The following is a 25,221-nucleotide window of genomic DNA, read 5'->3' as shown; positions in this document are numbered from 1 at the left end:
AAAGGCAGTGCCCCTGCCTTTTCCATTCCTATCATTTTATCCGATTATATCGTCTTCGGCCTCCCACCAAACTGTGTACGGATGGTTTGGTTTTCGGTCTTCTTCTGGAGGCAGCTCCATATAATCTCCATAAAGCTGCCGTAAGTACTGGTCGTAGTTTTCCGGCGCATGAACGGTAATCCCTTCATAGGACAGTTCATGATAAGGCAGGTATTCCTCCTTGCGCACGATCTCCTTCGGGCCGTACACCCCAAAGGTGATGCCAATTTCCTCCGCCTGTTCAAACGGGTATTTGGCAGCCTCTTTTTCCACCATGAAAAACAGCCTTTCCCTGCCAATCAACCGGCAAGGCAGTGCGGCCAATGTTTTTAAAAGAGCCCGCAGCTTCGTGCTTCCACGCATCAGCTGTGTCTGCGTATAGGAAAACATCTTTTTCAGGATGAAAAGCTTTCTAAAATATCGTTTCCGCTTTTTCGTATCAGCCGGCACTCCGTCAAGCGGGAACACATCGATCCCAATGCTCATCTGATAACGGTCAGAATAATAAAAATGCTTAGCTGTTGTGCGGGTGTCTACCACTTTCATGAAAAGCCGGGAATGTTCCTTACAGTTTTTTACGGACGTGACACGATAAACTGAGGAAATTTCCCCGCCCGAAACCTCTAAAAGCCGGTCATAGTCTGGCCGCGGCATGGCAACATCAATATCATCGTCCCACGGGATAAATCCCCCGTGACGGACAGCGCCCAAAAGCGTACCGCCTACGATATAATATCTCAGGCTGTGTTCGTCACAAAACTTCGCAAATTCTTTCAGGATATTTAATTGCACCAATTTTAATTCGTCTAACGATAATTCCTTCATCCGCTGCGATACCTCTAGTTCCGAGAGATCATGCCCTTTGCGTTCCTCTTCCGGAGGCAATGCCATATAGTCCCCGAAATAATCTGTCAAATGCTGTTTTAAGTTGCTAGGACATCTAGCAGATATCCCGGCAAAATCAATTTCTTCCAAACAGGTGATCTGCTGGGTTTTCATGCATAATTTTGGGGTCAACGCATAGGAAAAATACCCAGTATCTTTCCCATGAAAAGCCTGTATCCTCCGGTCCAGCCGTTGGTAAAGCCACCCTTTAGAAAAGGGGCGCAGCACGACATACAAGCCCTTCCGCACCGCCCGTTTGAGCAAACCGGACAATCCGATTTGCCTAGTACTGGACCCGGATACAAAGCGCGACACATACACCTTATCCCAAAAAGCGCAACGGGAAAAATACTGTTCCCGGGATTTCGGGTCAGCGGGAACCGGGTCAAACGGAAAAATGTCCATCCCAATCCCATGATGCATCGGCAGTTTTTTTAAATAAGCCTCTACAAACCTAGTTCCATTTTTACGAAGCTTGGTAAAATAGAACGGAGCGGCCGGATCAGTATCGTGATTTTGCAGAAAATAAGCAGAATCTAATTTTTCAGGCGCTATCTGCAAAAAGCGTTCATAATCCTGCCGTTTCATCCCGATGTCAAAGTCGTCATCCCAGGGAATAAAGCCACCGTGGCGGACTGCCCCCAGTGCCGTTCCTGCAATAATAAAATACGGAATGTCTTCTTCCCGGCAAATTCGGTCTACCTCAGAAAACAGTTCTAACAACGTTTGCTGTACAAGCATTAGCTTGTCCGCTTCCATATCAATTCCCTGCCTTATTTCGCTTCCGGGATCAGGGTCAGGATCTGCTTGATCGGCATTACTTCCTTATCCGCTTCCATGCAACGGCCGTTTTGCAGGATCAATTCAGCAGTGTGCTGCATTGCCGGAAAAGCGCTGCGGATCAGGTGGTTCGCATAGATTACGATATTCACACCGTGTTCCGCAAATTCAGCTTCTGTCACCATATTAAAGGTAGTAGGAACAACGATCAGCGGAGTAACCTGATCCTTTTCGCGGAAAATACGGCAGAATTCAAAGATCTCGTCCGGAGATTTCTGACGGGAGTGGATCATGATCCCATCTGCCCCAGCTTTTACATAGGCGCGGGCGCGGGCGATCGCATCTTCCATTCCCTGTTCCAGGATCAAGCTTTCGATCCGGGCAATGACCATAAAGTCCTGAGTAGTCAATGCCTCTTTCCCAGCCTTAATTTTTTCACACATCGTTTCAATGCTGCACTGGGTCTGGCTTACCTCTGTGCCAAACAGGGAATTTTTCTTCAAGCCTTCTTTATCCTCGATAATAACCGCGGAAACGCCCATTCTTTCCAGTGTTTTCACCAAGAACACAAAGTGTTCGACCAATCCGCCGGAATCCCCATCCAGAATGATCGGTTTGGTGGTCACTTCCATGATCTGGTCGATCGTATTCAAACGGGAAGTATTGTCTACCAGTTCGATATCCGGTTTCCCCTTTGCAGTGGAATCGCACAGACTGGACACCCACATTCCATCAAACTGGATGATTTCCCCGTTTTTCTCGATCTTGGTATTTTCAACGATCAAGCCGGTCAAACCATTGTGCGCTTCCAGAATAGTAACTGGCTTTTTCATCTTCAAAAGCTGTTTCAAACGGCTGCGCCGTTGTTCCGGCATAGAGAGGATCCTTCTTGCATCCGCTTCCATGGCATCCTCCATGGGATTGATGGTATAAGGAAATTCTACCAGTTCCCCGCCGTAGCTTTCCAAAACTTTCAACACCTTCGCACGAACCGGCGCCTGTGTCCCAGTCACCCAGTCATCACCGTGTACCACGATATCAGGCTTATATTTCAAAAGATTCTTTTCATAATCAATACTGTCCTGCGGAACAACTGCCGAAACGCCCTTTAAACTGCTTACCAGCTCACAGCGTTCTTCGTAGCTGACAGTTGGAAAGCGTTTAAAACGCGCAATCGCTTCGTCTGTCAAAACGCCTATGGTCAATTCGCCAAGCTCTGCCGCACGGGAAATGATCTTAATATGGCCATTATGGATCACATCGCTGCTCAAACTCAAATATACTTTCTTCATGCCAATCTCTCCTTATTTTTTCAACAATTCATAGTGTGAACGGAATCGCTCCAAATCTTCCAGGTTGTCAACCTCTGCACAAAATTTTCCTTTTAAATCCAGCATCTTAACATTTAACTGGGCTGAGATCTCATTGAAAGCATTTTCCGCATATACAGAAGTTGTCCCTACTTCACAGAACGCGATGATATTCTCCAGCCATGTGTTCCAATCCTCTTTTGTCAGATGGTATAAAGGCTGTGCCGCCACAGCGCTGTCAAAAAATTCTATTCCTACTTTGACCACGCGCTCCCCTTCATAAACCGCCTTAAAATCCTTCTCAGGCAGGGGCAAGATGCTGTCCACAGTCATCACACTGGTTTGACTATGGAGCACAGTTTCCAAAACGTCTGTTTCAAAGGCAAGGTCCCCATGCATGGAAACTAGCTCCTGATCCTTCAAAACCTCTCTCGCTAAATAAATAGAATAAATATAGTTGGTCTTATCGTAAATCGGGTTGTTCACAAATGTAAACCTTGCCTGTGGAAAGCGTTCTGTTAAATGGCCTTCCAGAAGTTCGGAAAACGGCCCAGTCGTCATAATGATATCGCTGATCCCGCATTTTAACAACTTTTCGATCTGCAGATCCACTGTAGAAACTCCCGGCACGATTTCAACCATACACTTAGGACGGGAAGCCGTCAACTCCCCCATCCGTTTTCCCAAACCGGAATTTAAAATTAAAGCTTTCATTCGTCTTTATTCCCCCGCAACAAAGCCCATAAAGGCTTCTTTATTTTGGATCGGCGTCGTGGTCGGTCTTCCAAGGTCCGCGCGAGAAAACAAGTTGGTGTGGATCTCGATCAAAATCGGGCCCTCTTCCCCGCAATGAGAAAGGGCTTCTAAGATCTCCTGCTCATTCTGCGCGGTAAAGGCCTGCTTATACCCAAATGCCTTGGCGGCAGCCGGCAGATCAATGCTTGCAGACACGGTAGGAACTCCGCCAACCGTTTCATGCGCGCCATTGTTGATGACGACATGGTACAAGTTTTTCGGCTCGTTGGCGCCAAGCACCGCCATGCTTCCCATGTGCATCAACGCCGCGCCATCACCGTCTAAACAAAATACCCTGCGGTCCTTTTTCTGCTGAGCGATCCCCAACGCGATCATAGAACTGTGACCCATGGAGCCAACTGTCAGGAAATCCTTTTCATGCCCTTCACCGCGTGCTTCTCTTGCTTCAAACAATTCTCTGGAAAGCTTCCCGGTGGTGGAAACAAAAATATCATCTGGTTTTGCCTGACTGATGATCAGCTTTACTACATCCTCCCGGCTCATTGGATAGTCATTTTCATAGACCATCTTCTTATCGTTTTTCAAAGCGCCCTTTTTCACAACAACCGCATAGCATTTTCCTGAAGCAAAGGTCTTCGCAGCTTCGTCCATAGCGCTTTTGAATTCTTCCTCTGTTGTTTCGGGGGTCAATACAAAATGCGCAATATCCAGACAGGAAAGCATCTCGCAGGTCACTTCTCCCTGGAAGATATGCTGCGGTTCGTCATGGACGCCCGGCTCTCCTCTCCATCCCACTACGAACAGTACTGGAATCGCATAAACTTTATCATTCAGCAAAGAACAGATCGGGTTGACAGCATTGCCGATCCCACTGTTCTGCATATAAACCATAGCTGGTTTTCCTGTAGCCAGAAAATGTCCTGCAGCCAATCCTGTCGCGGCGCCTTCATTTGCCGCAACAACATGGTTTTCGCAGATCCCAAAACGGTCCATCAAATGATCGCAGAGTGCTTTTAACTGAGAATCCGGAACCCCGGTGTAATAATCGATCCCCAGTTTTTGAACTTCTGTCATAAAATCTGTAATTTTCATTTCTAACCCTTCCAATCCCTTTATTTCATGAACTCTTCGTATTCTGCTAAAACTTCAGAGGCCTTTCCAATTTTTCGTACTTCGCCGTCATGAAGCCATAAAATACTGGTACACAGCTTTCTCAGTGTATCACTGCTGTGGGAAACGATCAATACCGTGCGGTTCTGATCATTGATGAGCGACTTCATTTTCGCATAACTTTTCTTTTTAAACTTGGCGTCCCCAACACTGAGCACCTCGTCGATCATCATAATATCTGTTTCTAAAATTGCAGTAATCGAAAAGGCCAGTTTAGAGTACATCCCGCTGGAATAAGACTTGACCGGCATATCAATAAACTTTCCAAGCTCTGAAAATTCGATGATTTCTGCTTCCTTTTGACGGATAAATGCCTCGTCAAATCCCAACAGCATCCCAGAAAGCATAATGTTTTCCCGCCCAGTCATCTCCCTTTGAAAGCCAACGCCAATCGACAGCAGAGAAACAGAATTTCCCTTTGTATCGATCGTTCCGGAATCCGGTGAAAAGATACCCGCAAGGGTCTTTAATAAGGTGGATTTTCCCGAACCATTCCGTCCCACGATCCCAAGGATCTCCCCCTTTTCCACGGTAAAGGATACATTTTTAACCGCTTCAAACATCTCCACCTTTTTCCGCTTAAAGGTAAAAAAATTGCGGCGAATCGAATATTTCTGCAATCCCCGGTAATTGACACAAAGATTTTTTACTTCAATCGCACATTCACTCATTATATCACCTTAACATAGCTGTTTTCATTTTTATAGATGGTATGAATCCCTAACATACATATCAAAATCCCTACAACAAACCAAATACCAAGCCAAAGCCAGTCCACCGTTTCCTGATAAAGCAGCGCCTTACGCATAGAGGTCATTAAAAAGGCAACTGGATTGAGCTTTTCCAGATAATCGCTGTACGGTGCCGGAATCCTTGTTTCTAAATTATAAAAAATACCAGTCATATAAAAGACGAGCCGCAGTCCGATCTGTACAACATTACGAAGATCCTGTACAAATACGCCGAAATGAAGCAGGAACGTAGAAAAGCCAAAGCTGATCACAAAAAACGTAATTAAGATCGGTACAAGACAAAGAACGTTCCATGTGACAGGTACCCGGTAAAAGATCATCATGATAATAACGATCAAAAATGAGATTCCCATCTTAAAGGCTTCTACTCCCATTTTTTCAATCAACAGAATATGCTTGGGCAGGTATACCTTAGAAACGATAGCTTTGTTGTTCTTTACAATTTTAATACTAGAAAGCATCAATCGGTTAAAGAAGTTCCACATTGTCAACCCAATAAAGATAAATATGGGGAAGTAGAGCTCGGCCGCTTTAAAAATCACTCCAAAAATCAACGTATAAATCAGCATAAAACAAATCGGATCTAAAATCCACCATAACCAGTTAAGGTAAGAACCGGCTACTTCTGATTTTAAGTCCGACTTTGAGGCATAAATAGTATAATTCTTGTATTTATGTAAGTCTTTAAAAAAACGATTCATGATAATACCCCTATTATTTTTGAAACTGACAGTATCCAAGCCGTCAAAGCCTGTTCATAATCATAGTTGAGCATCCTAAATGATACACTTTTTTTCCCTGTTTGTCAAATAAAGGCAATGGTGATTTACAATTTGTTCAGGAAATTTGTCACATGTCCACAGGACTGGTATCAGTATCCCCCGAAATTTGTATTTTATACAAATACAATCGGACTTCAAATCTCTTAATAAACCGCTTTTTATGGAAAAACTTCCTGCCTGTATGAGGCAGGAAGTTTTTCTGTATCTGCTCCATTTTAGCGGAGTACGACCTTATGATAGACCTTTTTCCCTTTTTTGATGATCAGGGAACCGTCTTTAAAATCATCTTTGGAAATATTCCGGGTCGGGTCTGAGACCTTTTCGTCATTGACTGCCACGCCTCCCTGCTGAACAAGCCGGCGCGCCTCCCCTTTCGATGGGCAAAGCTTGGTTTTCACCATCAGATCCAGGATCCCGATCGTTCCATCCGTCAAATCTCCGTCGCCAAGTTCAGTTGTCGGCATATCGTCGGTATTTCCCTTCGAGGTAAAGAGCGCCCGGGAAGCTTCCAACGCCTTTTGGGCTTCCTCTTCCCCGTGTACCATCTTGGTCAGTTCAAAGGCAAGCTGTTCCTTGACTGGATTGAGCTCGCTTCCGGTCAAATGTTCTTTGGCCTCGATCTCTTCGATCGGCACAAAAGTCAGCAGCTTCATGCAGTTGATAACATCGCCGTCATTGACGTTTCTCCAGTATTGGAAGAACTCATAAGGAGATGTCTTTTCCGGATCGAGCCACAAAGCTCCCTTCTCCGTTTTTCCCATCTTCTTCCCTTCCCGGGTAGTCAGCAGGGTAAAGGTCATACCGTATACTTCCTCGCCTTCTACGCGGCGCACCAGATCAACCCCATTGATGATGTTTGACCACTGGTCGTCGCCGCCCAGCTCCAGCTTACAGCCCAGCGTACGGTAGAGGTGCAGAAAGTCATAGCTTTGGAGCAGCATGTAGTTGAATTCCAAAAAGCTCAATCCGCGTTCCATCCGGGATTTGAAACATTCCGCGGTCAGCATCTTATTGACGGAGAAATGGATCCCCACTTCCCGCAAAAATTCCATATAGTTGAACTTCAGCAGCCAGTCGCCGTTCTGCACCATCAAGGCTTTCCCGTCTTCAAAATCCACGAAGCGGGACATCTGGCGCTTAAAGCATTCTGCGTTATGGTTGATCTCTTCGGGGGTAAGCATCTTGCGCATATCGCTTTTCCCGGTCGGGTCGCCGATCATGGTCGTTCCGGTGCCCAGCAACGCGATGGGACGGTGCCCGGCTTTTTGGAGGCGCGACATTACCACCAGCTGCAAAAAATGCCCAACATGAAGGCTGTCCGCTGTCGCGTCAAAGCCAACATAAAAGGTCACCTTTTCGTTATTAAATAATTCTTCGATCTTGTCCAGATGGGTCGCCTGAGCGATCAGGCCACGGCGTTTGAGTTCTTCAAATACAGTCATACATAACTTCCTTTCTTGCTTTACCATTTTCACACTTTCCATTGAGCAAATAAAAAAGCCCTCTATCCCCAAATATGGGATAGAGGGCGGAAGATCCGCGGTACCACCTCTGTTGCCGCCAAACCAGACGGCCGCTCGCCGGGCACGCTTTCGATGCCCCTGCCGCTTTAACGGGCGGACCCGACTTGTCTACTAGGGAAATTTCCCGTTCCACCTTGTAGCTCCGAGAGGTATTCATCCAGTCCCTTGCTGTACCCTTTCACCACCCGGGTACTCTCTGAAAGCCTTAGGAAAGGACTACTTGTTCTCTTCACCGCTTTTTTACTATAGGTACAACATATCACAAAAAAAAGATTCTGTCAACTAAAAACCGGATTTTTTCCCCGTTCCACCATTTCTTTGGCATTTTGCAGGGTCAATTCACTGATCTGATCTGTGCCGATGATCCGGGCGATCTCTTCTATTCGTTCCTGTTCGGAAAGGGCGCTTACTCGGGTAAAGGTGCGTTCTCCTTCGGTTTCTTTCCGGATCAGGAAATGGTTTTGCGCCAACGCCGCTACCTGCGCCGAATGGGTCACGCACAGCACCTGCCGGTGCTGCGCCGCCTCCCGCAGCTTTAAGCCGATCTTCTGGGAGGACTTCCCGCTGACGCCGGTATCGATCTCATCAAAAATCAGCGTGTCGATCGAATCTTTTTGAGCCAGCACGCTTTTGATCGCCAGCATGATTCGGCTCAACTCCCCGCCCGACGCGATCTTTCCAAGCGGGCGCAGTTCCTCGCCGCGGTTGGTGGAAAACAAAAATTCCACCGCGTCGCATCCACGCGCGCCGTACTTCGCCTTTTCGATCTGCACCTTCATGGATACGTTGGGCATATCCAAAAAGACAAGCTGTTCAGAAATGCGTTCCACAAACTGCCGGGCCGCCTCATGGCGTGCTTTGGAAAGCGCGTTCCCCTCTGTCATGACCCGTTTTTTCTGTATTTCCAGCTCCCCAGTCAGTTCCTGGCGCCGTTCTTCCGATAATTCGATCTGTGAAAGCTCGGTTTCAGCCTTTTTGTAAAATTCCAGCACCTCGCCGATCGTAGTGCCGTATTTCCGTTTCAGCTGACGCAGTTCATCCAAGCGCTGTTCCAGCCCATCCAGTTCGTTGGGATCGAACTCAAACCGTTCCAGAAAACGGGACACCTTTTCCGCAGCGTCTTCCGCCTCATACTGGACATTGCGCAGCTGTTCGGCAATCTCCTCCACAGCGCGGTGGTATTCTCCCGCCTCTTCCAAAGAATCCGCGCTCTGCCGCAGCAGGTCGCAGGCGCCGCTTTCTTCGTCTGAACCAAAAAGCAGGTTATATGCCCCGGAAAGCTGCTCCACGATCTTCGCGGAATGGCGGATCATCTGAAGCTTTTCTTCCAAAGCCTCTTCTTCCCCCTCTTTAGGGGAAATTTCTGAAATTTCCGCAATTTGGTAACGCAGCAGATCCAGCCGCCGGGCTTTCTCCGCCTCGTCCATGCTTACCTTCCGCCACTCGTTTTTCAGCGAGGTATATTTTTTGTATTCTTCCTGATACCGGGTAAACAGTTCCCCCGTCCCGGCATAAAGATCCAAAATATCCAGATGGTTTTCGCTGTTTAATAGGACCTGGTTGTCGTGCTGCCCGTGGATATTGATGAGCATTGCCCCCAGCTCCCGCAAAATGGACACCGTGACCGGCCGCCCCATCAGGCGGGCAGAGCCTTTTCCGTCCGCATGGATCTCCCGGGAAACCAAAAGTTCCCCCTGCTCGCTTTCATACCCATATTCTGCAAGCTTTCTCTCTGCTTCTTCCGGCACATTGGAAATAACAGCCGTAACAACCGCCTTTTGAGCGCCGGTACGCACGATTTCTTTATTGGCCCGCTGTCCCAAAATCAGGTTGATTGCGTCGATCAAAATAGATTTCCCTGCGCCGGTTTCCCCGGTAAACACAGTAAAGCCTTCCGAAAACAAAAGGCACATCTGCTCGATCACTGCCAGATTTTCAATATAAAGCTCTTTGAGCATAAGCTAGCCACCTACCTGTTAATCAGTTCCCGGATCGTTTCCACGACATATTCCGCCTGTGTTGGGGAGCGCATCAAGGCAAAAATGGTGTCATCCCCTGCAATGGTTCCGACGATCCCCTCCAGATTCATGGTATCCAGCGCGGCGCAGGCAGCGTTTGCAAATCCTACGTGGCATTTGATCACCACAATGTTCATGGCGCTGTCCACTTCCCGGATCGCGTCTGCAAAAACAGACTGGTATTTTACCGGACTGGCAGACTGCGTATGCTCCGTATGGCAGATATACTTATATTTCCCGGACGGGGTCATCACCTTAATTAGATTCAGCTTTTTGATGTCCCGCGAAACAGTGGCCTGCGTCACCGAAAACCCAGCTTCCCGCAGCTTTTCCAATATTCCTTCCTGCGTGTAAATTTCTTCATTCCGGATGATCTCCAGAATTTTCTGGTGCCTGCTTTCTTTCACATCCATTCCTCCAACTAAGATTTTGCTCTGGTCAAGAATTTTTCATGCAACACTTCATAAAACGGCTTTTCCGATAAGTCGATCAGCGAAACAGAGGTCGCGCTTTTTTCCACGATCAGCTCGTCGCCTTGTTCAATTTCGATCGCCAGTTCCCCATCTACCGTAAAATAAATATCCGTGTCATTATTTTCCCCCGGACGGATCGTCAGGCGGTTATTATCGGCAAACACGATCGGACGGTCAAACAGCGAATGCGGAGAGATCGGGGTCAAGGTGATGCAGTTCATATTCGGCTCAATGATCGGCCCGCCCGCGCTCAGGGAATAAGCCGTGGAGCCGGTAGGCGTGGATAGAATGATCCCGTCCGCACGGTAAGAGCTGACAAACCGACCCATGCAAAAAACATCCAGATCAATGACCCGGGACACCGCGCCCTTTGAGATGACCACATCATTCAGCGCTTGATATTCCGTCACATTCCCCCTGTGGCAATGCCGTACCCGCAGCATCATCCTGCTTTGAATCCGGTACTCGCCGACCGCCAGTTTTTTTAACGCGGACAATTCGTTTTGTTCCAAGCTGGCTAAAAACCCAAGCCTGCCGGCATTTACACCGAACACCGGCTTTTCATATTCCACCGCGTGCTTAGCCGCGTGTAAAATAGTGCCGTCCCCCCCGATCGCGACCAGGGCGTCTGCACGCTCCAAAGCCTTATAAAAAGGCGCATATTCCACAAAACCACGGTCGTAGTTTTCCTTTGCCGTATCAGGCATCAAAATAGCGACGCCTAATTCATAAAGGCACGTACACACATTTTCCGTACAGGATAAGGCGTTGCTTCGGCTGAAATTCGCCATCACCATTATGTTTTTCATCAATCGCTCCACTCTCCCGCCTCAAGACAGAACCTCGTGAGATTTTTTCACCACTTCATCAATTTCTTCCTCTTCTGCCGAAACAGCAGAAGTTGATTTTTGAAGATAAAATAAGTATTCAATATTCCCTTCCGGACCTTTGATCGGGGAAAAGGTCATCGCTTTTACACAAAAACCATGCTCGGTGCAGAAACGATAGATCTTTTGGCACACTTCCCGGTGGATCTCCGGCTCCCGCACCACGCCCTTTTTCCCAACTTTTCCTTTTCCGGCTTCAAACTGGGGTTTCACCAAACAAACGCATTCTCCCCCATCTTTCAGAAAACGATACAGCACCGGCAATACTAGCGTTAAAGAGATAAACGAAACGTCGATCGAAGCAAAATCAATCTGCTCCGGCACCTGCTCTTCGGTAATATAGCGGATATTTGTCCGTTCCAGATTCACAACGCTGGGATTTGTGCGCAAGCTCCAGGCAAGCTGCCCGTACCCCACGTCGATCGCGTAAACCCTAGCAGCGCCGTTTTGGAGCATGCAATCGGTGAATCCCCCGGTAGAAGCCCCAATATCCATACACACCTTTTTATCCAGTGCAAAGCCGTAAAGCTCCATTGCCTTTTCAAGCTTCAAGCCGCCCCGGCTCACATATTTTAACCCGCTGCCCCGCACCTCGATCTGCGCGTCCTCTTTCATCATATCGCCGGCCTTATCGCATTTTTCACCGTCTACGAACACAATACCGGACATGATCAGCGCCTTTGCCTTTTCCCGGCTGGGTGCAAAACCCTGTTCTGTTAATGCAACGTCCAATCTAATTTTTTTGATTTTCCCGCTCACAGTTTCCCCCACATTCTATCGTTTCACGGATGGAAGCCGCGTCCAGCCCGTATCTGCAAAACACCTTTTCCACCGCGCCTTGGCGGATAAATTCTCCTTCTATTGCAGTCACCTGAAAACGGCCTTGAAATCCCTGTTCATAGAGTTTACACATCATCTGCTGGCCGATCCCGCCGTTTTTCATCCCCTCTTCAAAGAAGAAGATCTGTTCATACTCCATCGCGGTTTGCAGCGCTTGTTCCGGCAGCGGCGTGATCCGGATCAGCTTCATCACAGATACATTCGGCAGGTCTTCCGCCGCGCGGCAGACCTGCTCGGTCAGCCTTCCATAAGTAATCACCAGTGTTTTACCGGGTTTCTTTTCAAACACCAAATTCCCTTTATCTTTGCAGACAAGCCGATGAGAGATCTTTTCCGATCCTCTTGGGTAGCGCACCGCTACCACGCCATCATGGTCATAAAGCGCCTTTTGCAGGCTCATTTCCAGCTCTGCATAGCTTTCGGGAGAATAAATGGTAATGTTTGGGATCGTGCTCAAAAACGAAACGTCAAACACACCCTGATGCGTTTCTCCGTCATCCCCAACAATCCCCGCCCGGTCGATCCCCAGCACAATATGCTGCGGCTCAATGGAAGCGTCATGGATGATCTGGTCATATCCCCGCTGCAAAAAGGAGGAATACACTGCAAAAACAGGTTTCATTCCTTGGCTTGCCAGCCCGCATGCAAACGTCACAGCGTGCTGTTCAGCAATCCCCACATCAAAAAAACGGGAACGGTACCGGGAAGCAAAATGCTGCAATCCCGTCCCGTATTTCATAGCTGCCGTGATCGCACAAATGCTCTGGTCGGTCCCCGCAAACCGGGACAGCGCCCTGCCAAACACATTGGAGTAGCTGTCCTGCGCGGCAACGTCCGGATTCCCGGTTTCCACATCAAAACAACTGATTCCATGGTAAGCTCCCGGATTTTCCTCCGCATAGCAGTATCCTTTTCCCTTGGTGGTATCCACATGCACCAGCACCGGCCCTTCCATCATTTTAGCGGTAGCAAGTGCCTCCATCAGGGTGGGCAGATCGTGCCCGTCTACCGGGCCAAGATAGGAAAAGCCCATCTTTTCAAAAAAGGTGGAGTTATACAGCACATTCTTCAGGACAGATTTGGAAGAACGGATCGAATTTTTCAAATGTTTGCCGATAATCGGCGTATGGTCCAGCGTCTTTTCAACGCTCTTTTTAAAATCATGGTATCCCTGCTTCATCCGGATCGAAGTCAGGTATTTTGCAAAAGCCCCCACATTTTTGGAGATAGACATATTATTCTGATTTAAAATGACGATCAGGTTATTTTTACTCTGGCCGGCATTGTTCATTGCCTCGTATACCATTCCCCCAGTATAGGAGCCGTCGCCGATCACGGCGACCACATGATGGCTGTCGCCTTTTAAAGACATCGCTTTTGCCATTCCATAGCCTGCGGAGATCGAAGTGGAGCTGTGCCCCCCAATAAATGCGTCGTGAATGCTCTCCTTCGGTTTGGGAAAGCCGCACAGCCCATCCTCCTGACGCAGGGTATCAAACCGTTCTTTCCGCCCGGTCAGGATCTTATGCACATAGCTTTGATGCCCAACATCCCAGATGATCTTATCATACGGCGACCGAAAAATCCGGTGGATCGCCAAGGTCAGCTCTACGACTCCCAGATTTGAAGACAGATGTCCCCCTGTCTTAGAAATAGATTTTATTAAAAATTCCCGGATCTCTTTGGCAAGAAGCTGTAAATCAGATTCTGACAGCCGATCCAAATCCCGCGGGGAATGGATGATGTCCAGTATTCTGTGTTCCATGATTCCTTATCACCTTACTCAAATTTCCATGTCTTAAAAGACAGGGATCACCAATGCAATGATCACGCCTAACAGGCCGCCTCCCAAAACCTGACGGGTAGTGTGGCCCAGCAGCTCTTTCAAATCCTTTTCCTGATCAATGTCTTCGATCTTCATTTTCTTCATCAGGACGTTAATGATCCTCGCATGCTTTCCGGCTTCCAGCCGTACGCCCATTGCGTCATGCATGACAATTGCAGCCAGCACAAATGCCACTGCAAATACAGGTGAGGAAACCCCATAACACTTTGCTAGCGCCACAACTACGCTACACACTGTGGAAGAGTGGGAACTGGGCATCCCGCCCGAGCCGATCATCCGTTCCCACTTTACTTCTTTTGTTTCTATCAAGACCAAGATCACCTTAATGAGCTGTGCAGCAGCCCAAGAGATCAAAGCGACCATCAGTACATAATTATGAAAAAAATCATCAATTAATTTCAAAATCTGATTCATGGAGTTGCCCCTTTCTAAACATAGGCCAGTCCTATTTCCTTCTGACAAGCAGCGCCTGGATTAATTCCTCCAAAAAACCTCCATCCGGGAGACTTTTCGCAACCTCAAGCGCGTTATTTGTATACTCCTGCGCCATCTGTTCCGCCTGTTCCATGCCAAACAGGGTAATAAAGGTTACCTTCTCATTTTCTAAATCGCTGTTCACCGGTTTGCCCAGTTCCGATTCATCAGCAGTCAAATCCAAAATATCATCTACAATCTGAAAAGCAAGGCCCAGATTGTCCCCATATTGTTCCGCTTTCAAAAGGTCTTCTTCCGTGCCGCCAGCGCAGATCACGCCCATTTTGCAGGCCGCTTTGATGATCGCGCTGGTCTTCATCCGGTGCATCTGCTGCAAAAGCTGTGGAGAAACCTTTTTCCCCTCGATGGCAAGGTCGATCACCTGACCGCCTACCATGCCCGCATCTCCGGCAAAATAAGCCATCTGCCGGATCGCCTGTAACGCCGCCGCGGGGTCTTTTTTCCCCAGTTCGGAATGGGACATCACTTCAAACGCCTTGGTCAAAAGCGCGTCCCCGGCAAGCAGAGCCGTCGCCTCGCCAAACTGCTTGTGACAGGACGGTTTCCCACGGCGCAGGTCATCATCGTCCATACAGGGCAGATCGTCGTGGATCAAAGAATAGCAGTGGATCATCTCAACCCCACAGGCAAACGGCAGGGCAAGCGCGACCTCCCCGCCAAGCACACGGCAAAACTCCAGCGTTAAAACGGGACGGATACGTTTCCCCGCATTCATCACCGAATAACGCATCGCCTCGATCACCGAATCATAGGAAGCATCAGCCAGCGGAAGCGCTTCGGAAAGCGCCCGGTTGATCAGGGTAAGATATGCCTCCATTTTCTGCTCATACTGTTTCATCTTTTTTTCCTGCTTTCAGTTCTTCCATTTTCAGCTGCGCCGTCTGCAATTCCTTTGCGCAAATTCTTGTCAGGGACACGCCCTGCTCATATAGCTTCAAAGATTCTTCCAGGCTTAAATCGCCCTGCTCCATCTTTGCAATGATCTGTTCCAATTCCGCCGCGGCTTCTTCAAAGCCGGGCTGTTTTTTCTTTCCAGCCATATCCTATTCTTTCCCTTCCAGCGTCGTTTTCATCACAGTACTGTAAATTTCCCCGTCTGTCAAACGCGTCCTCACAGTATCGCCCGCTTGTACCTGTTTGGCCGAACGAATCAGCGTTTCGCCGACATAGGCCGCCGAATATCCCCTGCCAAATACCTTTAACGGGCTAAGCGCTTCCAGCATCCCCATCGCTCGGGCCGCCTGTTCCTGCTTTTGCTCTAAAAGGCGCTGCTGCGCCCGCTCCAAACGGTCTGATAAATGGTTCAACCGTTCCTGTGAATGCTCCAGCACCCGCTGAGGGGAAAAACGTTCCAGCCGTCCCGCCTGTACGGTAAAGGCTTCGGAACACTGCTGAAGCTTCTGCTTCATTTGGTAGTCCAGTTTTTCTTTGACAGCGCCCAATCCCGCGATCAGATCCCGGATGTCAGGCGCGCAAAGCTCCGCAGCGGCAGAAGGGGTGGGAGCGCGCAGATCCGCTACAAAATCCGCGATCGTGAAGTCGATCTCATGCCCCACCGCGGAGATCACCGGAACGGTGCACTGATAAATAGCGCGCGCCACACATTCTTCGTTAAAGCACCACAGATCCTCGATCGAACCGCCGCCCCGCCCAACGATCAGAACGTCGAGCTCTGCCTCTTCGGCAAGCGCGATCCCCTCGCAGACCGAAGCCGCGGCGTTTTCTCCCTGTACTAAAGCGGGGATCAGCACCACCGTGGCTACCGGATACCGCCGGGATAGGATATTTAAAATATCCTGAAGCGCCGCTCCCGTTTTAGAGGTGACAACGCCGATCCTTTTGGGATATACCGGAATCGGTTTTTTGTGCTCCTGCGCGAACAGCCCCTCTTTAGCAAGCCGTTCTTTCAGTTGTTCAAAGGCCAGTGTAAGCGCGCCGATCCCGTCCGGTTCCATCCGTTCGCAGTAAAACTGCAGGGCGCCGTCCCGTTCAAATACACGCACCGACCCGGTCAGCACCACGCCCATCCCGTTTTCCGGCCGGAACCGGACCTGATGCGCATAGGTGCGGAACATCACCGCCTTGATCGAGCAGTTCTGATCCTTTAACGAAAAATAGAAGTGACCTGTTTTCAAGTGGTTGGTGAAGTTGGACAATTCCCCTTTGATCGTGATCTGTTTCAAAAAACCGTCTGAATCTATCACATCTTTCAGATAGCGGTTTAATTGCGACACCGAATATACTGTATCAAAGTAATCTAGCATGGTTGTAATGACTCTCCTTGCGCCGCCATAGAGGCCAGCACCGCAACCCCGGCGCTGTTGTCCGAGGAAAACTGGGGCTGTGCAAACACCCCGCCAAACTTTTGGGATAATGACTGCCGGATCAGGGAATTTGACATGACCCCGCCGGCATATAACAGCGGCTTTTTCCCATAAGCATGATAAATTTCCTGTGTCATTCCGGCAACCGCCGCCTCCACACAGGAAAGACAATATTTCGCGATATATTCCTTTTCCGCACCCTTTTGAAACAGCGCCTCACACTGGTTCTGGATTCCGGACAAACAGCAGTCCGCCCCTTTCAAGGAAACCTTTCCTGTTACTGGCTTTTCCCATTGCAGTGCCAGATCCTCCAGCTGTTTTCCACACGGGAACGAACACCCCAGCATGACCCCTACCCGGTCAATAGCCTGACCGGCGTTCAGATCCAGCGTTTTTCCCAGCAGGGTAACGGCAAGCTCCGCTCCCTCAGAGCGCACCAAAAGCGCCTCTGTCGTACCGCCGGACACATGAAAGGCGTAAAAAGGCTCTTTCAGCCAGTCCAGCTTACCTGCCGAGTACAGTGCGGAAACGATATGCCCTTCCTGATGGGAAAACGCGTACCGCGGCACCTGTCCGCTGGCGGACAAAGACCGGGAAACCAGATCCCCCACCAAAAAGCAGGGCATATAAGAGCCTTTTACCCGGCGCGGAAAGGCAGAATACCCGATCCCGGACAAGGTTACCCTGCCGGCTTCCGAAAAAAGCTCTTCGATCAGGCCGCCAAGCTGTTTTACGTGGTGGAATACCGCGTCGCTTTGGCGCAGGCCGCATTCCTTTTCTTTGACCGGAAGCAGCTTTTTCTTCATCAATACCTGCCCGGTCGTCTCATCATACAGAGCGGCGGAGGTGGTGTAATTGCTGGTATCCAGCCCCAAATAAACGCCCATCACGCCCTCGAAACAGATGCCAGCACGCCGTTGACAAAGGTGACGTCGTCCTTGAGCGTGTAGGTCTGGGCGATTTTTACCGCCTCGCTGATCGCGATTTCATCTGAGATGTCGTCGCAGTATTTCATCTCGTATACTGCGATCCGCAGCACAGCCAGGGATACTTTAGAGATCCTTCCGATCGACCAGTTTTTCAGGTGTTTTGCAATGATCCCATCCAGTTCTTCCCGGTGCTCGTCCACCCCGCGGAACAGGGCGATGGCCTGATCGTTTATTTCAAAGCTGTCGCATTCTTTTGCGGTATCCACAATTTCTTCCACGGAATCCGTTGTAAAAATGCGTTCAAAGGTCAGCATAAATGCCGCCTCTCTCATCTGATGTCTTGTCATAATCCTTTTACCCTCTCAATATTCCTCATAACCATAAATCTGCCTATTGAAGCAACAGGCAGATCTCATTTACTCTTTTCCCACGCAGACGTCCTGAACATAGACATTGACCTTGGATACCGCGATCGAAGTCATGTTTTGAACCGCTTCCTTCACATAGTTCTGGATCTCTTCCGCCACGGTTTTGATCCGGTATCCCTGCTTTATCTTTACATAAATATCCAGCTCCGCGACCCCGGCGTTCATCCTTGTCAAAATGGATCGATTGCGTTGTGAACGCAGCACGATATCACGCATCCGGGACGGCGACGGCGCCATGCTGTAAACCCCTTCCACATCGCGAACAACTAACTGCGCGATCCTTCCGATCACTGCTTCGGATATATTGAGCCTTCCACTTTTACTCTGTGCGCTGACATCCATGACATGACCTCCATTTGCTTAGGTATATTTATTCAAATTTGCCTTTTTTCCATTCAACTTTAGGTATCATTATTATATCATACTATCCCGTAAAAAAAAAGTTTGTTTGCAAAAATTTCAAAAATTTCCCCGCAAATGCTAAAAAACAGAGAGCAAAACAGCCTGCTCTCTGTTTTTATCACCGTTTTTCGCCTATTCGGCGACCTCTTGTATCGTAATGTTCTCCGCTTTAATGTCTTTTTCTGACAAGACGATGTTTTTGATCTGCGCCGCCTGTTCTACCGCAAGCCCGGAAGTCTGTACCACAACATTGGCGCTTTCATCATCCAAGTATACCACGCAGTTTTCAAATCCCTTTGCCTTGATCAGGGTCTCGATCTTGCTTTCATCCTCGATCTGCTGAGAGATCTCCACGATCTTATTGGTAGCGTCCGCCACCTCCTCGGCGCTGGCGTCTGAGTTTTCCAATACGGATTTTACCGTTTCCACTGCTTCATCGCGGGATTTCGTGCGTTCCAGCTGCGCCTGTTTAAAATATTCGGAAGCGGAAATTTCCCCGCTTACCAGTTGTGCATCCCCGTAATTTTTCCCTTCCAGCCGTTCCCCATCGGTCGTGGCGGAAGTGATGTCGTTTCCGGTTTCCAGGGCGCTTTCACTCTGGGAGGTCTGGTTTAAGACGTCAGTGACCAGATAATCTTTGTCCTTATCCGCGTAGAGATAGTTGACATACACTGCGCCGCCCAGCACGACCACTAAAGCCGCCAGAATGATCTGCTTTTTTCCAATGACAAAATTTGCTTTCATAATAGCCTTACCTTACTTTCCTCAAAAATTTTCATCATCAGCGGATTACCCGCCCGACGACGCTGCTTTCGCTACACTGACACGGGCGGACGAAATGCCAAACGCCGTCGTCAGAACATCGACAATCTGTGCCTGTACCTCGATCCGGTCCGCACCATCGCAAACCACCACGATCCCCTGTACCTTAGGGGTCAGCTCGGTCCGGATCAACGCCTGTTTTTCGCCATTATCACCCTCCACCATCACTATGGTCTGTTCACTGTCTTCCCTTTGCTGCACCGCTGTCCCTGATTCCCCGGTCTGGTCGGAGGAACGCTTCGTTTCCGATTGGTAGACATACTCGGAACTGCTTTCCAACGTCAGCATCACCTGCGGAGTCCCTACCCCGTCAATTCCCGAAAGCAGATTCTTCACTTTGTCCTCCAACTGGGCGACATACGTTTCCTCAGAGATTTGAGAAACCGGCTGTGTTTTTTCCTTTCGGTCTTCCTTGCCTCCCCAAAAGGTAGAAAGAAAGATGATCCCGATCAGGACCGCCCCGGCAAGGAGTACCAATTTTCGTTTTTTGCTGTCCTGCATCACGGAATCCAAAAAGCCTTTCCAGTGTTTTCCTTCCATTTATCCGTCTCCTTCCAGCATGATTTTTGGCTCTATCTGGAACCCGTCTTTAATGACCTGACCCGCCAGCGGGAAGTTTAACACCTCTTCCTTTGGCAAGACAATGAGTATCTCAGTAATAGTTATGCTGTTGTCCCCGTCAATATGTACTGTAACTGAAACTTGTTTTGCAGTGATCCCCTCGGCCCCCAGCAAAGCCTTAGCCTGATCACATAACTGTTCCTGCGTCAGTTCTATCATATTCTGTTCCACCGTCTGCTCCAGATCAGGCAGAGACACCTCCTCCCGGGTGGACTGCACGGACATAAACCCTTTCCAGTCCCCGTTTGCGATCGGCAGAACAATGCTTGCCAGGAAAAACAGCCCCACTGCCATTTGTACTGTTTTTTCCATCGCTTTCCCCGGAATCAAAATAGAAAATATCCCGGTAACGATCATCGTGATACAGACAGAGGCACCGATCGAACGTATCGTTTCCATATCTATCACCATCGCTTTCGCATCACAAAAGTATTCTGTCCTTGTAGAATTAAGGATGGTTTCCCCGATTTCAGCTTCCGTTTGTCATCATCAGCATCAAAGAGATCGCGATCACCAGCATCACCGCAAAGCAAATCAGTACCGCCAGCAGCAGGGATAGCACGAACCCTGTCGATCCCAACAGCCCGCTTACCTCTGACGTTCCCAGAGAATCGCTTGCCGCCTGGGAAATTTTCAGCGCGATATTCAGAAAAAACAGGTTGATGACCGCCGGAAGAAAAGTCAGCACGATCACCAAAATCCCAAAAGCGCCCACGCTGGACCGTATCACCCCTAAGGAACCCTGTACTACCGTCATAGCGTCGCTGACAGCATTCCCCACGATCGGCACGAGGGAACCCACCAAAAATTTCCCGGTCCGGAAGGTAACGCTGTCTGCCGCCCCGGCCACAAATCCCTTAATGGTCAGCAAGCTGACAAAGACGGTTAAAAATAATCCCAAACACCAAACCACTGCGGAACGGATCGCATTTGCGATCCCGCCCACCTTGATTTTATGGGTCGCCGCACTGCTTACACTCAGCGCTAGATACAGGCAGATCAGCGGAATCAGAATATTGGTGGTCAAAAATGAGATCACCTGAATCACCGTGACCAGCACACCCTGATAGGCAAATGCTGACAATGGCTTGCCGGAAGCCGCCACCACTCCCGCGTAAACCGGTACAAAGCCTGTAATGAATTCCCCGATCTGCGAGATCATCGCCGTAATGTCCTGAATAACCTGGACCAGCGGCGAAACGATGATCCCGCTGACCCCCAGCACCACGACGACCGAAAAAACGCTTTGCGTCCCCTCCCCGGTCGTGGATTGCATGATCCCCATCATGGAGGCGATCAGCACCATGCCTAAAGTCAGCACCAAAATTTTAACGGGCTGAGCCAGCCTGTCCGCCAACTCCCCTAGCAGGGCATCCCACAGGCTTCCCGCATCCAAAGCCAGCAGCTCCTCGCTGTCCAAGGAAGCGATCCCGCTTTCCTCCAACAGATCTTGGGTTTCCTCCGGCGCCATGCCAAACAGTTCATTGGCACCGCTGCTCTCGAAATATTCCGCATAATCCTCCGAAAGCCCCTGCGCGCTTGCCGGCACGCCAAACCCACACAGGAAAAAAAGCAATATCCCGGCGACAAGCCCCCTTACTTTTATCCGCATCCTTTCACTTCCCTTTTATAGATCGATCAAGCTTAACGCCAATTCCAGCAGATTTTGGAATAATGGCAGTGCAATGACTACCACTGCCGCTTTCCCGCCTAGCTCCACCTTGCCCGCCAAGGCGCTTTGACCGGCATCCCGGCAGGTGTCCGCCGCCAGCTGCACCACATAACAGATCCCCAGCGCTTTGATAACAGCCTTTGCATAGGCGCTGTTGACCTGTACCCGTTCCATCATTTCTGTCACCGTTTCAAATACCGGCTTTAAATTGAGCAGCACCATGCCAAACAGCAAAATCCCGCATGCAAGCGCGGTCATCATCGCATATTCCGGCTTGTACTGACGGAATAGGATGCACAGCGCCGCCCCCACCAAAGCAATCCCAATGAACGGAAAGATCTCCATAACTGTTCCTGCCTTTCTTTCCGTCAATACAGCCCAAACAAGGATTTGATGGTATCAAAAAGATCCTGTATCTGGTAAACCATCATCATCAGTACCACGATCAGCCCGGCCAACGTGGTCATCATTGCCTGCTCCTCCCGCCCGGAGCGGATCAAAAGCTGATTGAGCACCGCAACGATGATCCCGATTGCCGCGATTTTAAAGATCAGATCAATTTCCATATGCCGTTTCCTTTCCGCCTACCATATCAGGATCGCCAGCCCGATCCCTCCAAGGATCCCCAAGGAATGGTACAGCTTTCCTTTTTCATTTCGTTCTTTTTCCGCCTCTTTCTGGCACTGGGTCATGAATTCCCGCAGCATGGAGAGGGTGCTGATCTGGTTCTGTGCGTCAGTGCTCCCCAATATCTCCCCTACCTGCCGCAGGATCTGCTTTTCCTCTTCTGTGTAACCGGCTAGCTTGACAGAATCGCTCCACGCCTTGGGAAACGGATTTCCTTCCTCCATGCTTTTGCAACAGACGCCCAGATGAGGCAGGGCGGCAAGGCTGTCCAGCCGGGAAATAGTTTCGATCAGCTGTGCTGTTGTCAGCCGTTCGTACCGCAGGCAGGACTGGATTTTATCCACCATTACGATCATCGCTTTCGCCCGGGATACCTTTATCCCCAACAGGGAAGCCCGCCAAAACCCCAAGGCCGCACAGGAGATGACCAGTATCATAGCCATCGTCAGCTTTCCCATGTTCCCGCCTCCCTCAGTGAAATGATCTCGGCCACTGTTCCGGGAGCCTTGGTGCCGGAAAGAACTGCCGCCGCGTCAAAAACGCCTGCCTTTAACAGGACAGACAGTTTTCCCCGTCGGCTCACCTCGGCCAAGCTGCCGCCGTGTATCGTTGCCAGAACTTTCGCGCCGGCATTCATGCTTTGCAGTAAAACTTCGATATCGTCCTCGGTGCTGATCTCGTCGCAGGCAATGATCTGCGGCGACATAGTTCTCAGCGCCATACTCATTCCAATATGTTTTGGATACAAATGATACACATCCGCGTTGTATCCCAGTTGGTTTTGGCTGACACCGTGGTAGCTTGCCGAAAGCTCGCCCCGCTCGTCGATGACAGCCACTTTATAACTCGTCCCATTCTTCCCGTCAGACAGCTGGCGGATCAAGTCCCGCAGCACCGTTGTTTTCCCGCTGCCAGCCTGCCCAATCAGCAGAACAGACTTTGCCTCCCCTGAAAAAAGCTTGGAATACAAAAAGTCGGCGCTGCCCAGCATTTGCCGCGCGATCCTTAAATTGATGGAGCTGATCTCCTTTAATCCTATGACCTGTCCATGGTCGAGCAGGCAGGTCCCGCACAGCCCGGCGCGATGTCCGCCCTTTAAGGTCACAAATCCCTGCTTGATCTCTTCCTGAAAGCTATGGACCGAATATTCGCAGACTGCCCGGAACGTAGCCTCCAGCTCCTGCCGGGAAAAGAGATAGGCACGTCCGTTTCTTTGAGCTCCTATCCTGCCATCCTGCTCTAACAGGTAGGCTGTTTTCCCATCAAACAGGGCTACAGGCTGTCCCGCCCGCAGGCGTATCTCATGGATCTGCGCCCCAAAGCCCGGCGGTAGTTTTTTTAAGATCATCTGTAAAGCCGGCGGAAGATAAGCAGCCGCCTGCGCTAACTGAAAATCCATTTCCTGCATCTTTCTCTCTCCTTTGTTTGCTACCCGATATACTGCTGATACAATATCCATATGAAAAAGGCTGTCCTCTTAGAACTGAAAAAAATCTTGACAAGAAGATCAATCAGGTATATGATAAAAATTGTAAATGTGGTCGTAAGGATCACAAAATTATTTCTGGAGTTTTTGTACCATGTCTATTGCCAACGTAGCAAAATCTTACTTTTTCTACTTTAGCAGCCAAATCTTCGCCTTTAGAAGCTTTGGTTATTTTTGCTGTGGAAAAATGAATTTTGCCGGATTGAGTCAATAGGATGTTTGCTGGAATCATCAGAAGCGATGCAAATAAAAGATCTGTGGCTTTGTGTGGCAAAGTTACAGGTCTTTTTCTTTTGCAGTGATACAAAAATCCAAACAAGGAGAGTATAAAGCTATGATCATTATTCTGAAAAACGGACAGTCACCCGAACAAATCAACGAGCTTCACGATTACCTGAAACAATACAATGTCAAGATCTCTGAAATCCAGGGGGAACAGACGACCATTTGGGGATTGGTCGGCGATACCACGAAAATTGACATCGCGACTATTCAAGCCAAGGACGTTGTAGAAGATATCCGCCGCGTATCTGAACCGTACAAGATCGCGAACCGGAAATTTCATCCGGACGATACTGTATTGGAAATCGGCGGCAATACAGTGGGGGGCGGCCACTTTAATGTCATTGCCGGCCCCTGCTCGGTAGAAAGCGAAGAACAGGTCATCGCTGTCGCAAAGGAAGTGAAAAAAAGCGGCGCAAAATTCCTGCGCGGAGGCGCATTCAAACCGCGTACCTCCCCCTACGCATTCCAAGGCCTGCATGACGAAGGTTTAAAATACCTCTTAGAAGCCAAAAAGGAAACCGGGCTTCCGATCGTTACCGAGATCATGAGCCTGGCGCATCTGGACCTGTTCAACGACGTTGACGTGATCCAGGTCGGCGCCCGGAACATGCAAAATTTCGAGCTGCTCAAGGAGCTGGGACACTGTGACAAGCCGATTTTATTAAAACGCGGCCTTGCAAACACTCTGGAAGAATTCTTGATGAGCGCGGAATATATTATGGCTGGCGGGAATACACAGGTGATTTTCTGCGAACGCGGCATCCGTACCTTTGAGACCATGACCAGAAACACGCTGGATCTCTCTGCAATCCCGCTGTTAAAGCACTATTCCCATCTGCCGGTTATCGTAGACCCAAGCCACGCAACAGGTATCCCGTGGCTGGTAGAGCCTCTTTCTTTGGCGGCAATCGCCTGCGGCGCGGACGGCCTGATGATCGAAGTCCATAACAACCCCAAGCTGGCGTTGTGCGACGGCGCGCAGTCCCTGACCCCCGCGCAGTTTGACGCAGTGATGAAGAAAGTGACTGCGCAGGCTGAATTTTCCGGGAAGACATTATAACAAGCAGAA

At 49.4% G+C, this 25,221-nt stretch carries 28 protein-coding genes and 1 other annotated feature; of the genes, 1 reads left to right on the top strand and 27 read right to left on the bottom strand.

The window, feature by feature from the left end; genetic code table 11:
* Positions 1-36: 36 nt before the first annotated feature.
* The 27 genes from CIB36_RS03820 to CIB36_RS03690 all read right to left on the bottom strand — a co-directional run bounded on the left by CIB36_RS03820 (position 37) and on the right by CIB36_RS03690 (position 23,789).
* Positions 37-1,683: a LicD family protein gene (locus CIB36_RS03820; protein WP_093988273.1), complete on the bottom strand. Its 1,647-nt coding sequence runs from the start codon at positions 1,681-1,683 to the stop codon at positions 37-39.
* A 14-nt stretch (positions 1,684-1,697) separates the two neighbouring features.
* Positions 1,698-2,996 carry a phosphoenolpyruvate mutase gene (gene aepX, locus CIB36_RS13410; protein ID WP_187536172.1) on the bottom strand — a complete coding sequence of 433 codons (1,299 nt, stop codon included), beginning with the start codon at positions 2,994-2,996 and terminating at the stop codon, positions 1,698-1,700.
* 12 nt (positions 2,997-3,008) lie between these two features.
* On the bottom strand, positions 3,009-3,728 hold the full coding sequence (locus CIB36_RS13405) for a phosphocholine cytidylyltransferase family protein (RefSeq protein WP_203226425.1): 720 nt from the start codon (positions 3,726-3,728) through the stop codon (positions 3,009-3,011).
* Positions 3,729-3,734: 6 nt separating this feature from the next.
* Entirely contained in the window at positions 3,735-4,862 is a 1,128-nt protein-coding gene (gene aepY / locus CIB36_RS03810) for a phosphonopyruvate decarboxylase (protein WP_093988272.1), read from the bottom strand.
* Positions 4,863-4,882: 20 nt separating this feature from the next.
* Positions 4,883-5,611, bottom strand: a complete 729-nt coding sequence (locus CIB36_RS03805; RefSeq protein WP_093988271.1) for an ABC transporter ATP-binding protein — start codon at positions 5,609-5,611, stop codon at positions 4,883-4,885.
* Positions 5,611-6,393, bottom strand: a complete 783-nt coding sequence (locus tag CIB36_RS03800; RefSeq protein ID WP_093988270.1) for an ABC transporter permease — start codon at positions 6,391-6,393, stop codon at positions 5,611-5,613. Before CIB36_RS03800 ends, CIB36_RS03805 begins: the two co-directional genes overlap by 1 nt.
* A 296-nt stretch (positions 6,394-6,689) precedes the next feature.
* On the bottom strand, positions 6,690-7,916 hold the full coding sequence (gene tyrS, locus CIB36_RS03795) for a tyrosine--tRNA ligase (RefSeq protein ID WP_093988269.1): 1,227 nt from the start codon (positions 7,914-7,916) through the stop codon (positions 6,690-6,692).
* A 79-nt stretch (positions 7,917-7,995) separates the two neighbouring features.
* Positions 7,996-8,239 (bottom strand) — a binding site (T-box leader).
* 36 nt (positions 8,240-8,275) lie between these two features.
* Positions 8,276-9,955 carry a DNA repair protein RecN gene (gene recN / locus CIB36_RS03785; protein ID WP_093988267.1) on the bottom strand — a complete coding sequence of 560 codons (1,680 nt, stop codon included), beginning with the start codon at positions 9,953-9,955 and terminating at the stop codon, positions 8,276-8,278.
* Positions 9,956-9,966: 11 nt separating this feature from the next.
* Positions 9,967-10,422, bottom strand: coding sequence for an arginine repressor (gene argR, locus CIB36_RS03780; RefSeq protein ID WP_093988973.1), 456 nt, complete (start codon positions 10,420-10,422; stop codon positions 9,967-9,969).
* Between the two features lie 14 nt (positions 10,423-10,436).
* Positions 10,437-11,297, bottom strand: a complete 861-nt coding sequence (locus CIB36_RS03775; RefSeq protein WP_093988266.1) for an NAD(+)/NADH kinase — start codon at positions 11,295-11,297, stop codon at positions 10,437-10,439.
* 21 nt (positions 11,298-11,318) lie between these two features.
* Positions 11,319-12,134 carry a TlyA family RNA methyltransferase gene (locus CIB36_RS03770; RefSeq protein ID WP_178085680.1) on the bottom strand — a complete coding sequence of 272 codons (816 nt, stop codon included), beginning with the start codon at positions 12,132-12,134 and terminating at the stop codon, positions 11,319-11,321.
* Positions 12,109-13,980: a 1-deoxy-D-xylulose-5-phosphate synthase gene (gene dxs, locus CIB36_RS03765; RefSeq protein WP_093988265.1), complete on the bottom strand. Its 1,872-nt coding sequence runs from the start codon at positions 13,978-13,980 to the stop codon at positions 12,109-12,111. Before dxs ends, CIB36_RS03770 begins: the two co-directional genes overlap by 26 nt.
* 33 nt (positions 13,981-14,013) lie before the next feature.
* On the bottom strand, positions 14,014-14,475 hold the full coding sequence (locus tag CIB36_RS03760; RefSeq protein ID WP_093988264.1) for a divergent PAP2 family protein: 462 nt from the start codon (positions 14,473-14,475) through the stop codon (positions 14,014-14,016).
* Positions 14,476-14,506: 31 nt separating this feature from the next.
* A complete protein-coding gene (locus tag CIB36_RS03755) occupies positions 14,507-15,394 on the bottom strand; it encodes a polyprenyl synthetase family protein (protein ID WP_093988263.1) in 888 nt (295 codons plus the stop codon).
* The gene (locus tag CIB36_RS03750; RefSeq protein WP_093988262.1) at positions 15,381-15,596 is read right to left on the bottom strand and encodes an exodeoxyribonuclease VII small subunit; all 216 of its coding nucleotides are present in this window, start codon (positions 15,594-15,596) and stop codon (positions 15,381-15,383) included. The genes CIB36_RS03755 and CIB36_RS03750 overlap by 14 nt, the downstream gene beginning before the upstream one ends.
* A 3-nt stretch (positions 15,597-15,599) precedes the next feature.
* The gene (gene xseA / locus CIB36_RS03745; RefSeq protein ID WP_093988261.1) at positions 15,600-16,820 is read right to left on the bottom strand and encodes an exodeoxyribonuclease VII large subunit; all 1,221 of its coding nucleotides are present in this window, start codon (positions 16,818-16,820) and stop codon (positions 15,600-15,602) included.
* Positions 16,814-17,767 (bottom strand): tRNA (adenosine(37)-N6)-threonylcarbamoyltransferase complex transferase subunit TsaD, encoded by a 954-nt coding sequence (locus CIB36_RS03740; protein WP_093988260.1) that lies wholly within the window; start codon positions 17,765-17,767, stop codon positions 16,814-16,816. Before CIB36_RS03740 ends, xseA begins: the two co-directional genes overlap by 7 nt.
* Entirely contained in the window at positions 17,767-18,156 is a 390-nt protein-coding gene (nusB, locus tag CIB36_RS03735; RefSeq protein WP_093988259.1) for a transcription antitermination factor NusB, read from the bottom strand. Before nusB ends, CIB36_RS03740 begins: the two co-directional genes overlap by 1 nt.
* Before the next feature lie 69 nt (positions 18,157-18,225).
* Positions 18,226-18,579, bottom strand: a complete 354-nt coding sequence (locus tag CIB36_RS03730) for an Asp23/Gls24 family envelope stress response protein (RefSeq protein ID WP_093988258.1) — start codon at positions 18,577-18,579, stop codon at positions 18,226-18,228.
* A 192-nt stretch (positions 18,580-18,771) separates the two neighbouring features.
* The gene (locus tag CIB36_RS03725; RefSeq protein WP_093988257.1) at positions 18,772-19,383 is read right to left on the bottom strand and encodes a SpoIIIAH-like family protein; all 612 of its coding nucleotides are present in this window, start codon (positions 19,381-19,383) and stop codon (positions 18,772-18,774) included.
* A gap of 45 nt (positions 19,384-19,428) precedes the next feature.
* Positions 19,429-20,001 (bottom strand): hypothetical protein, encoded by a 573-nt coding sequence (locus CIB36_RS03720; RefSeq protein WP_093988256.1) that lies wholly within the window; start codon positions 19,999-20,001, stop codon positions 19,429-19,431.
* A complete protein-coding gene (locus CIB36_RS03715; RefSeq protein WP_158662571.1) occupies positions 20,002-20,481 on the bottom strand; it encodes a stage III sporulation protein AF in 480 nt (159 codons plus the stop codon). It lies immediately after the preceding gene.
* A gap of 70 nt (positions 20,482-20,551) precedes the next feature.
* Positions 20,552-21,694, bottom strand: a complete 1,143-nt coding sequence (locus tag CIB36_RS03710) for a stage III sporulation protein AE (protein ID WP_093988254.1) — start codon at positions 21,692-21,694, stop codon at positions 20,552-20,554.
* Between the two features lie 15 nt (positions 21,695-21,709).
* Positions 21,710-22,099, bottom strand: coding sequence for a SpoIIIAC/SpoIIIAD family protein (locus CIB36_RS03705; protein ID WP_093988253.1), 390 nt, complete (start codon positions 22,097-22,099; stop codon positions 21,710-21,712).
* A gap of 23 nt (positions 22,100-22,122) precedes the next feature.
* Positions 22,123-22,320 carry a stage III sporulation protein AC gene (gene spoIIIAC, locus CIB36_RS03700; RefSeq protein ID WP_093988252.1) on the bottom strand — a complete coding sequence of 66 codons (198 nt, stop codon included), beginning with the start codon at positions 22,318-22,320 and terminating at the stop codon, positions 22,123-22,125.
* 18 nt (positions 22,321-22,338) lie between these two features.
* On the bottom strand, positions 22,339-22,839 hold the full coding sequence (locus tag CIB36_RS03695; RefSeq protein WP_093988251.1) for a stage III sporulation protein AB: 501 nt from the start codon (positions 22,837-22,839) through the stop codon (positions 22,339-22,341).
* Positions 22,827-23,789: an ATPase, T2SS/T4P/T4SS family gene (locus CIB36_RS03690; protein WP_158662570.1), complete on the bottom strand. Its 963-nt coding sequence runs from the start codon at positions 23,787-23,789 to the stop codon at positions 22,827-22,829. The genes CIB36_RS03695 and CIB36_RS03690 overlap by 13 nt, the downstream gene beginning before the upstream one ends.
* A 412-nt stretch (positions 23,790-24,201) precedes the next feature.
* Between CIB36_RS03690 and aroF the strand changes: the two genes are divergently transcribed.
* Positions 24,202-25,212: a 3-deoxy-7-phosphoheptulonate synthase gene (aroF, locus tag CIB36_RS03685; protein WP_093988249.1), complete on the top strand. Its 1,011-nt coding sequence runs from the start codon at positions 24,202-24,204 to the stop codon at positions 25,210-25,212.
* Positions 25,213-25,221 lie beyond the last annotated feature (9 nt).

It is taken from the genome of Massiliimalia timonensis (assembly GCF_900186585.1).
Taxonomy (GTDB): Bacteria; Bacillota; Clostridia; order Oscillospirales; family Ruminococcaceae; genus Massiliimalia; species Massiliimalia timonensis.
The sequence above is the reverse complement of the archived record's forward strand: the minus strand, read 5'-3'. Positions and strand labels throughout refer to the sequence as shown.

Coding starts and splice junctions, on each gene's coding strand:
- CIB36_RS03755 (WP_093988263.1), bottom strand. CDS start 15,394: ATGAAACAGTATGAGCAGAAAATGGAGGCATATCTTACCCTGATCAAC.
- aroF (WP_093988249.1), top strand. CDS start 24,202: ATGATCATTATTCTGAAAAACGGACAGTCACCCGAACAAATCAACGAG.
- CIB36_RS03750 (WP_093988262.1), bottom strand. CDS start 15,596: ATGGCTGGAAAGAAAAAACAGCCCGGCTTTGAAGAAGCCGCGGCGGAA.
- recN (WP_093988267.1), bottom strand. CDS start 9,955: ATGCTCAAAGAGCTTTATATTGAAAATCTGGCAGTGATCGAGCAGATG.
- xseA (WP_093988261.1), bottom strand. CDS start 16,820: ATGCTAGATTACTTTGATACAGTATATTCGGTGTCGCAATTAAACCGC.
- CIB36_RS03775 (WP_093988266.1), bottom strand. CDS start 11,297: ATGAAAAACATAATGGTGATGGCGAATTTCAGCCGAAGCAACGCCTTA.
- dxs (WP_093988265.1), bottom strand. CDS start 13,980: ATGGAACACAGAATACTGGACATCATCCATTCCCCGCGGGATTTGGAT.
- CIB36_RS03695 (WP_093988251.1), bottom strand. CDS start 22,839: ATGGGAAAGCTGACGATGGCTATGATACTGGTCATCTCCTGTGCGGCC.
- CIB36_RS03805 (WP_093988271.1), bottom strand. CDS start 5,611: ATGAGTGAATGTGCGATTGAAGTAAAAAATCTTTGTGTCAATTACCGG.
- CIB36_RS03720 (WP_093988256.1), bottom strand. CDS start 20,001: ATGGAAGGAAAACACTGGAAAGGCTTTTTGGATTCCGTGATGCAGGAC.
- CIB36_RS03760 (WP_093988264.1), bottom strand. CDS start 14,475: ATGAATCAGATTTTGAAATTAATTGATGATTTTTTTCATAATTATGTA.
- CIB36_RS03820 (WP_093988273.1), bottom strand. CDS start 1,683: ATGGAAGCGGACAAGCTAATGCTTGTACAGCAAACGTTGTTAGAACTG.
- CIB36_RS03690 (WP_158662570.1), bottom strand. CDS start 23,789: ATGCAGGAAATGGATTTTCAGTTAGCGCAGGCGGCTGCTTATCTTCCG.
- tyrS (WP_093988269.1), bottom strand. CDS start 7,916: ATGACTGTATTTGAAGAACTCAAACGCCGTGGCCTGATCGCTCAGGCG.
- aepY (WP_093988272.1), bottom strand. CDS start 4,862: ATGAAAATTACAGATTTTATGACAGAAGTTCAAAAACTGGGGATCGAT.
- CIB36_RS03710 (WP_093988254.1), bottom strand. CDS start 21,694: ATGCGGATAAAAGTAAGGGGGCTTGTCGCCGGGATATTGCTTTTTTTC.
- CIB36_RS03740 (WP_093988260.1), bottom strand. CDS start 17,767: ATGGGCGTTTATTTGGGGCTGGATACCAGCAATTACACCACCTCCGCC.
- CIB36_RS03730 (WP_093988258.1), bottom strand. CDS start 18,579: ATGGATGTCAGCGCACAGAGTAAAAGTGGAAGGCTCAATATATCCGAA.
- spoIIIAC (WP_093988252.1), bottom strand. CDS start 22,320: ATGGAAATTGATCTGATCTTTAAAATCGCGGCAATCGGGATCATCGTT.
- CIB36_RS03715 (WP_158662571.1), bottom strand. CDS start 20,481: ATGGAAACGATACGTTCGATCGGTGCCTCTGTCTGTATCACGATGATC.
- nusB (WP_093988259.1), bottom strand. CDS start 18,156: ATGACAAGACATCAGATGAGAGAGGCGGCATTTATGCTGACCTTTGAA.
- CIB36_RS03725 (WP_093988257.1), bottom strand. CDS start 19,383: ATGAAAGCAAATTTTGTCATTGGAAAAAAGCAGATCATTCTGGCGGCT.
- aepX (WP_187536172.1), bottom strand. CDS start 2,996: ATGAAGAAAGTATATTTGAGTTTGAGCAGCGATGTGATCCATAATGGC.
- CIB36_RS03705 (WP_093988253.1), bottom strand. CDS start 22,099: ATGGAGATCTTTCCGTTCATTGGGATTGCTTTGGTGGGGGCGGCGCTG.
- CIB36_RS03800 (WP_093988270.1), bottom strand. CDS start 6,393: ATGAATCGTTTTTTTAAAGACTTACATAAATACAAGAATTATACTATT.
- CIB36_RS13405 (WP_203226425.1), bottom strand. CDS start 3,728: ATGAAAGCTTTAATTTTAAATTCCGGTTTGGGAAAACGGATGGGGGAG.